Annotated in this window: 10 protein-coding genes; 4 read left to right on the forward strand and 6 right to left on the reverse strand. The window is 69.5% G+C overall.

Features of this window, described 5'->3' with window-relative positions; all coding sequences use genetic code 11:
- The first annotated feature begins 31 nt into the window (after positions 1–31).
- Complete coding sequence (locus tag QPK32_RS15490) at positions 32–1,654, forward strand: HAMP domain-containing sensor histidine kinase (protein ID WP_290413686.1); 1,623 nt, start codon at positions 32–34, stop codon at positions 1,652–1,654.
- Here the strand turns inward: QPK32_RS15490 and QPK32_RS15495 are convergent, their stop codons facing one another.
- From QPK32_RS15495 to ribA, 5 genes are all read right to left on the reverse strand, one after another.
- A complete protein-coding gene (locus QPK32_RS15495; protein WP_290413687.1) occupies positions 1,655–2,248 on the reverse strand; it encodes a PEP-CTERM sorting domain-containing protein in 594 nt (197 codons plus the stop codon).
- A gap of 61 nt (positions 2,249–2,309) precedes the next feature.
- Complete coding sequence (locus tag QPK32_RS15500; protein ID WP_290413688.1) at positions 2,310–4,553, reverse strand: phosphocholine-specific phospholipase C; 2,244 nt, start codon at positions 4,551–4,553, stop codon at positions 2,310–2,312.
- 311 nt (positions 4,554–4,864) lie between these two features.
- The gene (locus QPK32_RS15505) at positions 4,865–5,848 is read right to left on the reverse strand and encodes an FHA domain-containing protein (protein ID WP_290413689.1); all 984 of its coding nucleotides are present in this window, start codon (positions 5,846–5,848) and stop codon (positions 4,865–4,867) included.
- On the reverse strand, positions 5,845–7,269 hold the full coding sequence (locus tag QPK32_RS15510) for a serine protease (RefSeq protein ID WP_290413690.1): 1,425 nt from the start codon (positions 7,267–7,269) through the stop codon (positions 5,845–5,847). Before QPK32_RS15510 ends, QPK32_RS15505 begins: the two co-directional genes overlap by 4 nt.
- 81 nt (positions 7,270–7,350) lie before the next feature.
- The gene (gene ribA, locus QPK32_RS15515; protein ID WP_290413691.1) at positions 7,351–7,998 is read right to left on the reverse strand and encodes a GTP cyclohydrolase II; all 648 of its coding nucleotides are present in this window, start codon (positions 7,996–7,998) and stop codon (positions 7,351–7,353) included.
- A 236-nt stretch (positions 7,999–8,234) separates the two neighbouring features.
- Here ribA and QPK32_RS15520 point away from each other — a divergent pair, with 236 nt between their 5' ends.
- Both QPK32_RS15520 and QPK32_RS15525 read left to right on the forward strand, forming a co-directional pair.
- Positions 8,235–10,514, forward strand: a complete 2,280-nt coding sequence (locus tag QPK32_RS15520) for an ATP-binding protein (RefSeq protein ID WP_290413692.1) — start codon at positions 8,235–8,237, stop codon at positions 10,512–10,514.
- Positions 10,511–10,945, forward strand: a complete 435-nt coding sequence (locus QPK32_RS15525; RefSeq protein ID WP_374046754.1) for an N-acetyltransferase family protein — start codon at positions 10,511–10,513, stop codon at positions 10,943–10,945. The genes QPK32_RS15520 and QPK32_RS15525 overlap by 4 nt, the downstream gene beginning before the upstream one ends.
- Here QPK32_RS15525 and QPK32_RS15530 read toward each other — a convergent pair.
- A complete protein-coding gene (locus QPK32_RS15530) occupies positions 10,929–11,564 on the reverse strand; it encodes a M17 family peptidase N-terminal domain-containing protein (RefSeq protein WP_290413693.1) in 636 nt (211 codons plus the stop codon). The genes QPK32_RS15525 and QPK32_RS15530 overlap by 17 nt on opposite strands.
- A gap of 144 nt (positions 11,565–11,708) precedes the next feature.
- On the opposite strand from QPK32_RS15530, the gene QPK32_RS15535 reads away from it, so the two are divergent.
- Positions 11,709–12,317, forward strand: coding sequence for a PH domain-containing protein (locus QPK32_RS15535; protein ID WP_290413694.1), 609 nt, complete (start codon positions 11,709–11,711; stop codon positions 12,315–12,317).
- The last annotated feature ends 17 nt before the right edge of the window (positions 12,318–12,334 follow it).

Below are 12,334 nucleotides of genomic sequence, written 5' to 3' on the forward strand. Positions count from 1 at the left end.
GAATCGGCCCATCCGAACACCGGGACACCGCATGCCGCCCGCGACCACGTCATCCAAGTCATTGCCCGTCTTCTGCGCGGCTGCCTGCGTCGCCATTTCCACGGTCAGCCTCCTGGGCTGGGCCGCCGGCATCGACTGGTTGACGTCCTTCGCACCGGGCCTGCCCCGGCTGGTGCCGATGACCGCCATACTGTTTCTGCTGGCCGGCCTGGCGCTGTGGTCGCAGACCCGCGCGAGCGCGCCGCGGTCCGCGCCGGGCGTCGCGGCGGCCGCGCTGGTCGCAGCCGGCGCCGTCGCGATCCTCGGGAGCCACGCGGCGCAGCAAGTCTCCGCGCCATTCGCGCTCGGCGTCGACTCGTACGCGTTTACCCTGTCCTCGCCCGTCACCGCGGCCATGTTCCTGGCGCTGGGCGCCAGCCTGGCCTGCATGCCGTGGCCGCGCGCGCTGCGCTGGGGGCAGTGGCTCGCGCTGGGCCTGCTGCTGATGGCGCTGCTGACCTTGGCCGGCTACGTCTTCCGCGATACCTTCCTGTATGCGCTGTTGCCGGGCAAGGGCACCTCGATCCCGACCACGCTGGCGTTCATCCTGCTGGCGCTGGGCGTGCTGGCGCTACGGCCGGCCGAGGGCATGATGGTCGCGGTGCACGGTCCCGGCCCGTCCGCGTGGGTGACGCGGCGCCTGCTGCTCTCGGCGCTGGCGGTACCCGTGCTGCTGGGTGCCGCCATCGGCTTCGCCCTGCACCTGGACATGATCGACGTCGGCACCGCCATCGCCTTCCTCGTCTGGGGCATGGTCGCGCTGTTCACGGCGGTCGTCTGGATCTTCGCCCTCGTGCTGCAGCGCTACGACGCGGCGCGGCGCCAGGCCGAGCGCGAACGCGAGGCCGCCCTGGAGGCGCTGCGCGAAGCCGATGCGCGCAAGGACGACTTCATGGCGCTGCTGGCGCACGAACTGCGCAACCCGCTGGCGCCGATCCGCGCCGCGGCCGAGTTCCTCAAGCTGGGCAACTGCGATCCCGCGCAGATGCGCCGCACCAGCGACATCATCAAGCGCCAGACCGACTACATGGTGCACCTGGTCGAGGACCTGCTCGACGTCTCGCGCGCGCGGCGCGGCCTGATCGCGCTGGACAAGGTGCCGGTCGACCTGGTCGACGCCGTGGGCGACGCCGTCGAGCAGGTCAAACCGCAGATGGCGCGCCGCGGCCACCGGCTGGAGGTCGACCTGCCGGAGCGGCACCCGAGCGTGCTGGGCGATCACAAGCGCCTCGTGCAGGTCGTGGCGAACCTGCTCGGCAACGCGGCCAAGTACACGCCCGAAGGGGGCCACGTGCGCCTGCAGCTGCGCGCCGACGACAAGCGGATCGAGGTGGAAGTGCGCGACGACGGCATCGGCATCGATGCCGCGCTGCTGCCGCGGGTGTTCGACTCCTTCACCCAGGGCACGCGCACGGCCGGCCGCGCCGAGGGCGGCCTGGGACTCGGGCTGGCCCTGGTCAAGCGCCTGGCCGAGCTGCACGGCGGCGACGTGACGGCCGATAGCGCGGGCAATGGCCAGGGCAGCACCTTCGTGCTGACGCTGCCGCGCATGCAGGGCATGCCGGATGGGCAGCCCGGCGCGCGCGTGGCGGCACGGCTGCCGCTGCGTTCCTGATTACCCGACCCGGGTTCCGGAGCGGGAGCGGCGCACGGCGCCGGCCAGCCCGAGCCCGGCCAGCACGAGCGCCAGCGAACCCGGTTCCGGTACCTGCGCCGCGCTCTCGAACGTCAGGTCGTCCATCACATACGATGCCTGCGCGCCGGTGGACACGACGACGGTGTCGATGGCGCCGTTCCAGCCGGCGTCCAGGAAGGCCGGCGACTCGGACAATTGCAGGGACGCCGAACTGGCGACGAGCTGGCCGCCGAAGTACAGGTCGAAGCGCACGCTGCTGTCGCCGTAGCCGGAGAACCAGGCGCCGTCGAAGACCGTGGGCGTCGCGAAGCGGATGGCGCTGGCGATCGGCCCGCCGTCGATCCAGTCCGTCGTCACGCGGCCCTGGCCGGAATGGGCGGTGAACGGCGCCTGCTCGCCGGTGAAGACGGACAGGCCGGAGGCCGACCAGTCGAGGCCACCGTAGTTGGCGGGAACGGCGGCATAACCGTCGGGACCGACGATGTCGTCGAAGGTCAGCACGGTCGCCGAGGCGAAGGGAGCGCACAGCGCGATCGTTGCGCTCAGTGCGACATTGCGGAAGATGGGATGCATGGCAATCCAGTCGATAGGGTCAAATAGGGCGCGGCCGGCGCGTGCCGGCCGCGTATCAAGTTCAGGCCAGGCCCAGCGCCGGGTCGCTGACCGTGTGGCGGCCGGTCTCGACGCGGCCGGCGAAGCGCCGCAGGTAGTCCGGCTGGCTCGACACGGTGGCGCAGACGTCGTACCAGTAGCCGTTCGCGGCCACGGGGAGGCGCACGACCACTTCGCCGCGCGCCGCCACCGTGACCATCTGCCGGAGCTGCGCATAGGCGTTCGCGGCCAGGTTGAACGTGCACGGCGCCGTGCCGGCGTTCACCAGGCGCAGCACCAGTTCTCCCGTGCTCGCGTCGCAGCGCACCTGCACGTCCGGGCGCGGCTGGCCGGCCGCCACGGCGCGCAGCGCGCTGCCCGTGAAGTGGCGGTGGTAGCCGTTCGGGCCCAGCACCCACAGGTCGTAGGCGCCGCCGACGGCGGGCGTCCAGGCATCCGCCAGCGACTTGCCCGCCTCGACGGTGTAGCGGCGCGGCACCGCGGCCAGGTTCTTGCGGTCGTACACGTGGAAGACGGCGGCCTGGCGGCCCGTGTTGACGAAGTTGAGCGCCACCCGCACCGCATTCATCGTGGCGCCGGGCTGCACCTCGCAGATGGTCGCAAGTTCGTAGGGCAGCGCGCGCGAGGGCCGCGTACCCGTGGCCTGCACGGGCTGCTGGGGCGAGGCCGGCGGCGCGATCTGCGCCAGGCGCTGCTGCGCCGCGCGCAGGGCGTCGGCCTGGCTGCGGTCCTTGCGGCCCTGCAGCACGGGCAAGGCCTCGGCGTTGGGCGTCGCGAAGTTGAAGGCGCTCGTCAAATCGCCGCAGACGGCGCGGCGGAACGGGCCGATGTTCGGTTCCTTGACGCCGAAGCGCGCTTCCAGGAAGCGCAGCACCGAGGTGTGGTCGAACACTTGCGAATTGACCCAGCCGCCGCGGCTCCACGGAGAAATGACGAACATCGGCACGCGCGGGCCGGGGCCGTAGACGCGGCCGTCCGGCGCCGGCTGCTTGGAGCTGCCAGCGGGCCGGCCGTGCGTGAAGTACTCGGCCGCCAGGTCGGACTGGGCCAGCGTGGTCTTGCCGGCATAGCCGCCCTTGCCGTCGGGCGACGGCGCGGAGGGCGAGGGCACATGGTCGAAATAGCCGTCGTTCTCGTCGTAGGTGACGATCAGCACGGTCTTGCTCCACACGTCGGGGTTGGCCGTCAACGCGTCCAGTACCTCCTGGATGAACCAGGCGCCCTGCACGGGGCTGGACGGGCCGGGGTGCTCGCAATAGATCGACGGCGCGTTCACCCACGACACCTGCGGCAGCTTGCCCTCGCGGATGTCGCGCTTGAACGCGTCCAGGTAGGCTTCGGGCTTGGTGCCGGGCAGCGTGTTGGCGATGCCCTTGTAGAGCGGATTGTTGGCGTTGTCCGTGGCCGCGTCGTACGCGTGGTAGGGCAGGGCCTGGCCCGTGCTGGTATAGGGCTGGCCTGGCGCGCCGCCGCTGGAGACGGGGTAGCCCGACGCGATGTTGGCGCGCCGGAACTGGCGGAATGCGCCCAGCATGTTGTCGCCCCATTCGTCGGGCATGTTCTGGTAGCTGATCCAGCTGACGCCGGCGGCCTCGAGCCGTTCGGCATACGTGGTCCAGGTATAGCCCGTGTTCACGCCGCTCGCCGTGCCGTCGATGGCGTCCCACTCGTTGGTGACGAAGGCCGTGCCGGTGGGCACCGCGCCGTTCGTGCCGGTGATGAAGAACGAACGGTTCGCATCGGTCCCCGTGTGCATCGCGCAGTGGTAGGCGTCGCACAGCGTGAACGCATTGGCCAGCGCGAACTGGAAGGGGATTTCGTTCTCGTTGAAGTAGCCCATCGAAATGGGGTTCTTGTAGCGCGGCCACTGGTCCATGCGGCCGTTGTCCCAGGCCGCCTGGCTGTCGTTCCAGTCGTGCGGGGTGCCGTTGGCGCGCTGGGCGTTGCCCTTGCTGCCGTCCAGGTGGAAGGGCATCACGACGGTGCCGTTCGCCAGGCGCTGCTGCCACACGTTGCGACCTTCCGGCAGCGGAATGGGGAAGCGGTCGCCGAAGCCGCGCACGCCGGCGAGCGTGCCGAAGTAATGGTCGAACGCGCGGTTCTCCTGCATCAGGATCACCACGTGCTCGACGTCGCGGATGGTGCCGGTCGCGTTGTTGGCGGGGATGGCCAGCGCGCGCTGGATGGACGGCGGAAAGGCGGCGTAGGTGGCGGCGGCGATACCGGCGCGGGCGCTGCCGCGCAGGAAACTGCGTCGTGTGGTCATAACGGTTATCCGGGCGTTGAGGTTTCTGTTGTGCAACTTAAGTTGCCGTTTACTGTTGCCATGCCGATACGAGGCATGACTGCGCCAATGTAATTTGCGTACGTGACGGGGCGATGACAGGCGAACGATGCGGACAGCGGCTGCCCGTGACAAACCGCGCGTGTTCATGGTCGGAAAACGGTTGCTTTGAACCGAGTATGTTTTCTCCTTATTTACCTGAGCGTGACTTGGGAATAAGGAGGTGGAATGGCGAAGGTAGGCAATGGGGCGGCAGCCGCCTGTCGTGACAAGGGAACTGCAAGACGGCCGCGCTAATCCTGGTCCAGGTCGTCCCCCAGCTTGCGCCCGCGACTGGCGTCCACCGACTCCTGCATCCCCTCGACGTCGCGCATGAACTCGTCGATGCCGCGGTCGCGGCTGACGCGCACGCCGGGCGGCATCAGGACCGACATCGCCAGTTCGTCGGCCAGGCGCCCGGTGCGCTGCACGTTGGCGACGAGGATCAGGCCGGAACCCATCAGTGCCAGGCCGGCGCAGGTCCAGCGGTAGCGCAGGCGCTGGCGCGGGCGGATGGTGCACAGGTGAAAATAGACCATCCCCGCCAGCAGCAGCGTGGCCACGTGCGAGGCGTAGTGCGTGAAGCCCTCGAGCGAAAAGGCGTAGCCGAGCGTGCTGCCCACCAGCGCGTAGGCGGCCAGCGCGGCGACGCCGCAGCCGGCGATGAACAGGTGGCGGCCCAGGCGCGCGTGGCGGCCGAACAGGCGGTTGGCCAATGCCCAGGCGCCGCCCCACAGCAGCGCGCCGCCAATGCCCCAGGCCAGCGCCGCGAAGTAGCGCACCGGGTCGTAGTATTGGGTGTCGCCCAGCCAGCCGACCAGCAGCGAGAACGCCGCGACGAGGGCGATGCCCGCGACGCCGGGCCAGGCGCCTTCCCAGCCGTGGAACGTGCGGTCGACGAGTTCCGGCGGCACGGGGAAGCCGGCGGCGCGCACGCGCAGCGCCGTGTGGCCGATGCGCGCGACGGTGTCGCCCCCAAGCACGGTCTCGGTGAGGCGCTTGCCGTGCACGACGATGCCGTTGCGGGTGCCGAGGTCGCGCAGCAGCAGGCGTCCGTCGGCGTCGCGCTCGACCACGGCGTGGCGGGCGGCGGCATAGTCGTCGTCGAGGATCAGGTCGTTGTCGTAGCCGCGCCCGATGCGGATCGGCAGCGCGTCGATGCGCAGGCGCGCCAGCACGTCGCCGTTGCGGGCCAGCAGCTCGACGAACCAGGGACCCGCGAACCAGGGACCGCTCATGGCCGCGCCGTCCCGGGATGGCGTGCGCGTCCCAGCGCGGACAGGAAGGAGCGCGTGGCGCGCATGCCGTTCTCGTACGAGACCCCGGCCAGGTCGAGGCGGCTCTGCAGGCTGGCCTGGGCATCGTCCGTGCTGGCCGTGAGCAGCGTGAAGTTGTACAGGCCGGCGAACTTGCGGTAGGCGCGCACGCAGGTCACGGCGCGCAGTGGCAGCGTGGCCGTGTGCACGAAGGATTCGGTGCAGGAGGGGCGCGTCAGGCGGGTGTCGCGGCTGGAGCCGATGCGGTCGACGCGGAAGCGCCCGCTGGCCAGCATGGCGAACTGCAGCGGATGCATGCTGCTCGAACGCAGGTACTGGTGGGTCATGGACACGTGGCCCGTCTGCTGGGTGTCGGACACGTAGATCGCCGCCTCCATCGCGCAGCTGACGGAGTCCAGCGTGTAGGCGGCCTCGGCGCGGAAATTCGAGCGCCCCCAGCAGCGCAGCTGCTGCGATTCGCGCACGGGCACGCGGTACGGGCCCATGCTCTTGATCGACAGCGGCTCGGCCAGCAGGCGGTCGATCATCTCGCGCTGGTGCGCCAGCAGCTGCTGGCCGATCAGGGGATTGAAGTTGCGCGGCGGGTGCGGCTGGCTGGCCACCTTGCGCAGCAGGTCCTGGGCGTAGGCGACGGGGACCAGGAAACTGACCAGCTCGCCGTCGCGGCGCTTGGACACGTTGATGCCCACGACCATGCCGGACGCCGTCACGCTGGGACCGCCGCTCATGCCGGAATTGATCGGGCCCGTGAAGATCAGCTGCTCGTAGAAGCTGCGCCGCACGACCCCGTTGTACGACCCTTCCGAAATGGCGAAGCCCAGGTCGAGCGGGTTGCCGAGCGAGTACAGGTACTGGCCCTGCACCAGTGCGACCGGGTGCTCGGGCACCTCGAAGAAGCCGGTGCCCTGGCGGTTGACGCGCACCACGGCCAGGTCGTGCAGCACGTCCACGGCCAGGAGTTCGATCGGGCCGCTGTTGCCGTCCGTGTCGACGTATTCGCCGAGATAGACCTCCGGATCGAGCGCCATCTGCGACACGACGTGGTAGTTGGTCAGAACGAGGTTGCCGGTGCCGACCAGGAAGCCCGAGCCGACGCTCGACTGGCTGCGGCCATTGCGCAGCAGCATGCGGATCTGCAGCAGGTCGGCGCGCGCGGCCGAATACAGTTGCTGGGCGGCGCCGGATGGCGTGGGCAGCGTGGCCGTGTCGTCGGTCTCGCCGGGGCCGGGGGCGGGCGGCGTGGCGGCGGGGGCGGTGGCGGGCGGGGTCACCAGCGGCGCCTGGGGCCGGGCGGCGCCGGCGGGAGGCGCCGCGCCGTCGCCGGCGCCAGGCAGCGCGGCGAGCAGCAGGACGATGAAGAATGCAGGCAGGGCAGGGCGCATTCCATCCTTCGGCAGGCAAATGGGAACCGCGGGAAGCGCGGCCGGGAGTCCCTATCTTGCCAGATTCACACCGAAGGGGTTTTACGCTTCGCTGACGGGCGCCGCTTCGTCGGCCGCGGTCATCATGTGACCCAGCTTGGCTTCCTTGGTGTTCAGGTAGTTGTTGTTGTAGGCGTTGCGGTTGACCAGCAGCGGCACGCGCTCGGCGACCTTGATGCCGAACTTGCCCAGCGCGGCGATCTTGCGCGGGTTGTTGGTCATCAGGCGCACGGCGTCGATGCCGAAATGCTCCAGCATCGGCAGCACCAGCTCGTAGCTGCGCGCGTCGGCCTGGAAGCCCAGCTGCAGGTTCGCCTCGACCGTGTCGGCCCCCGCTTCCTGCAGGCGGTAGGCGCGGATCTTGTTGACCAGGCCAATGCCGCGCCCTTCCTGGCGCAGGTACAGCAGGATGCCGCGCCCTTCCTCGGCGATGCGCTGCAGCGCCGTCTCGAGCTGGGCGCCGCAGTCGCAGCGTTGCGAGAACATCACGTCGCCGGTCAGGCACTCGGAGTGGATGCGCGCCAGCGCCGGTTCGCCCGTCGACAGGTCGCCCAGCGTCATCGCCAGGTGCTCCTTGCCGGTCGCATGCTCCACGAAGGCGTGCAGGGTGAACTGGGCCCAGGGCGTGGGCAGGGTGCACGAGGTGACGTAGTCGACGAGGTTGGCGGGCGAAGCGGCGTTGTCTTGCATGGCGATTCCTGAAACGGTCTAGGGCAGGTGTAAATGGAGAGTTTACCGGAAATCGGACATGGCCGTACGGCTCCCGGGGTCGCGCCCTTCCTACATGGGGTTTCAATTTGGAAATTGCAACCCCGTGCCAGGAACGGAGAACCGCGGCCAGCAGCCGAAATACTGTACTCTGCTGTTGCTGTAGCGGTACCATGAGGTTCCTCATGGCATCAAAGCTGTGCTAGTCTCCTGCCACCATGTCAATATCCTCGACCCTGCTGCGCCGCCTGCGGCCCCGCGCCCTCGGCGCCTGGCTGGCGCTCGCGTTCGTTTTACTCTCCATCGCCCTGACCCTGGTACTCGTCGGCGTCATCGAGCGCAAGTCCAGCGAGCAAGTCAAGTCCAGCATCGGCAGCGGCCTGGCCGAAATGGCCATGCAGACCTCCGACAAACTGGAACGCGGCATGTTCGAGCGCTACCGCGAAGTGAGCCTGATCGCCCAGTTGCGCGAACTGCGCCCGGACGTGCCGGCCGCGCAGCGGCGCGCGGCGCTGGAGCGCGTGCAGGCCACCTACGGCTACTACAGCTGGATCGGCGTGGCCGGCATGGACGGCCGGGTCCAGGCGTCGGCGCGCGGCGTGCTGGAAGGCGTCGACGTCTCTAAGCGCCCGTGGTTCGGCAACGCCCTCAAGGGCATCCATGCGGGCGACGTGCACGAGGCGGTCAAGCTGGTGAGTTTTCTCCCCAAGCGCAGCGAGCCCTGGCGCTTCGTCGACGTCGCCTTTCCCGTGGTCGAGGACGGCGCCGTGCGCGGCGTGCTGGGCGTGCACCTGTCGTGGGAATGGGCGCGCGACGTCGAGCGCTCCGTCATGGCGGGCATCGCGCGCCGCCGCCACGTCGACGCGCTGATCGTCGATGCCGGCGGCAAGGTGCTGCTCGGTCCGCAGGACGTGGCGGGCAAGCAACTGCGCCTGGCGAGCCTGAAGGCCGCCAGTGGCGAGACGCGCTGGGGCTATCTCGAAGAGCCCTGGCCGGACGGGAAATCCTACCTGGTCGGCTATGCGCGAGGACGCGGCTACGGCGACTATCCCGGCCTGGGCTGGACCGTGCTGGTGCGCCAGGAAGTGAACGACGCCTACGCGCCGGTGCGCCAGCTGCGCGAATACGGTCTTGCCAGCGGCGTGCTGGCGGCGCTGCTGTTCTCAGTGGCCGGCGTGGCGCTGGCGCGCCGCATCACCCGTCCGCTGGGCGAACTGGCCGAATCGGCGCGCCGCATCCGCGCCGGCAGCGTCGAGCGCATCGAAGTGCGGCGCGGCTACCGCGAGGTGCGCGCCCTGGGCCGCACGCTCAACGCGCTGGTCGCGGGCCTGGTGCGGCGCAAGCGCGCGCTGGAGGACCTGAACGCGACATTGGAGCAGCGCGTCGTGCAGCGCACGCAGGAGCTGGAACAGGCGCTGTCCACCGTCACCGCCAACGAGCAGCGCACGGCCGCCATCCTGGAGGCGGCCCAGGACGCCTTCATCGGCATCGACATGCGCGGCCGCGTCTCCGACTGGAATTCCGCCGCCGAGACCATGCTCGGCTGGCGCCGCGCCGAGGCGCTGGGCCGGGACGTCGTCGAACTGATCGCGCCGCAGCGCCTGCACGAACGCACCTACGCGATGCTGGCGGAGTTCTTCGACCGGCGCGACCTGGAGATCCTGGGCCGGCGCAGCGAACGCACGCTGCGCACGCGCGACGGCCACGAGATCCCCGTCGAGATGACGACCGGACTGGCCGGCGGCGGCGACGGCGCCGTGCTGACCGTGTTCATGCACGACATCTCCCAGCGCAAGGAAGTCGAGCGCATGAAGAACGAATTCGTCGCCACCGTCTCGCACGAGCTGCGCACCCCGCTGACGTCGATCAGCGCCTCGCTGGCGCTGCTGGCCGACGGCATCGCGGGCGACCTGCCGGACGACGCCCAGGAACTCGTCGGCATCGCCAACGCCAGCTCCGGCCGCCTGGTGCGCCTGATCGGCGACGTGCTCGACATCCAGAAGATGGAGGCGGGCCGCATGGCCCTGCAGCGCGACGTGCAGCCGCTGCTGCCGCTGGTGGAGGACGCCGCGGCCGCCATGCGCAGCTTCGCCGACCAGGCCGGGGTGAAGATCGCCTGCGCGGGCGGCGCCGACGCGGGCGACCTGCGCGCCGCCATCGACCGCGACCGCATGACGCAGGTGCTCACCAACCTGCTGTCGAACGCCATCAAGTTTTCCGAGCCGGGCACCACGGTGACGACGCGCGTGGAAGCCAACGGCGACCGCGTGCGCCTGTCCGTGGCCGACGAGGGCAGCGGCATCCCGGAAGCCTTCCGCGGCCGCGTGTTCCAGCGCTTCGCCCAGGCCGACGGCGCCGATTCGCGGCGCAAGGGCGGTACCGGCCTGGGGCTGTCGATCTGCAAGGCGATCGTCGAGGAACACGGCGGCACGATCGGGTTCGACAGCCGCGAGGGGCAGGGGACGACGTTCTGGGTGGAGTTGCAGGCGAAGCCGTGAAGGGCGCGACCGCCTTTCGCCAGGCAGAGCACCGCGACATCCCCGCCATGTCGCGCATCCGCTTGTCCGTCGCCGAAAACGTGCTGTCCGACCCCAGCCGCGTGACCCTGCAGATGTACGAGGACTTCCTGGACAAGTCGGGCCGCGGCTGGGTGGCCGAAGACGATGGCGAGGTCGTCGCCTTCTGCTATGCGGACAAGGACAACGGCTCGATCTGGGCGCTGTTCGTCCGTCCCGGCCACGAGGGCAGAGGCATTGCCAAGGCGCTGCTCGGATTGGCCGTCGATTGGCTCTTCAGCCTGGGTAACGCGCGCATCTGCCTGAGCACGGGCGCGAACACGCGCGCGGACCGGTTCTACGCGGCGCAGGGCTGGCGCCGCGATCCCGTCGGCGCGACGGAGATCGCGTACTCGCTCACGAAGCCTGCGTAAGCTGCGCGAACGCCGCCGCGAATCCGGGCCCGGCCGCGTGAACGCGCGGCACGCCCACGTCGAAGCTGCAATGGCGCAGCAGGGGCGCAGCCGCGAGGCCCGCGTCGGCCAGCATGCGTTCGGCACGCAGGGCGCCCAGCATGCCGTCCAGCATGACGTGCTGCATGTCGAGGGCGGCGTTGTCGGTATGGCCGGCGTCGAGCACGCTGGGAGCGAACGCCATCGATGTGGCGCCATAGCGGATCGCTTCGCGCATCGCGACGCGGGTGGCGCGCCGCAGCACCTCGCCATCCAGTGCCGCCGGCTCGCCCAGGCCGATCACGAGCACGGCGCGCGCCGCGATGCCCGGCGGCGGCGTCGTCACCAGCAGCGTTTCCATCGGCTGCGCGCGGAAGGCGCCCGCCGTCCGCAGGCGCGCCAGCTGGCCGCCCAGCGCCTGGTCCAGCGCCAGCAGCCCGCCGCCCATGCCGGCGCCGCCCATCTCGTGCTCGAACATGCAGGCCACGCTGACGTCGACGGCGGCTTGCGCCGGGCCCCAGGCGACGACGTCGAACACGACGCCGTCGCTGGTGCCGATGGGAAGCCGGATGGGGTTGGCGGTGTGGTCGGTATCGGTCATGTCGGCTTTACTCGATTCTTGCGTTGAGTCATGCTAACCTCGATCGAACGGCGGCGCATCGGCAAAAGGTCATGGTGCTGCGCAAACTGCGGCACGGTCGTTGCTGCAAGATCGATGTCTTGCTTTTCAGAACGAGAGGAAACCATGTTCAAGAAACTGGCTGCGGAAGCACTGGGTATCAGCGATATCGGCGTCATCGTCGGACCGGCCGACTACAACAAGGTCGATGCCGACGACTACCTGTTCACGGAAGACGGCGAGCAGATCTTCTTTCTCATCAAGAGCAAGAAGGACGAGTACTGCTTCACCAATCTCGCCCTGGTCCACGTGGACGGCGATTCGGCCGTGTCGTCGAAACGCTCGATCAAGCGCTACGACTATTCGTCCCACCACATTGCCAACGTCAGCATCGAGACCGCCGGCACGCTGGACATGGACATCGAGCTGAAGTTCAGCGTGGACGACGTCCGGTTTTCCATCGACGTGAAGAAGAGCTTCATCGAGCAGCTCAAGGATATCTATAAAGCCTTGATCACGATCGGCAAGCAGCAGCGGCGCGACGCCGTGTGCCGCGACAATGCGCTGCGCGCGCTGGAAGCGACGGGCTCCGTCCACAAGCTGAACATCGCCCCGGGCGAAGGCGGCCTCGTCACCCAGTACGGCGAGCTGCTGAAGGCCTTGAACACGGCCATGCTCGATACGCACACCAAGCGCGACTTCAGCGACGTGTTCGCCAAATACATCCACAACTGAGATCGCGGGCGCCGCGC

Source organism: Massilia sp. YIM B02763 (genome assembly GCF_030412015.1).
GTDB lineage: Bacteria > Pseudomonadota > Gammaproteobacteria > Burkholderiales > Burkholderiaceae_D > Telluria.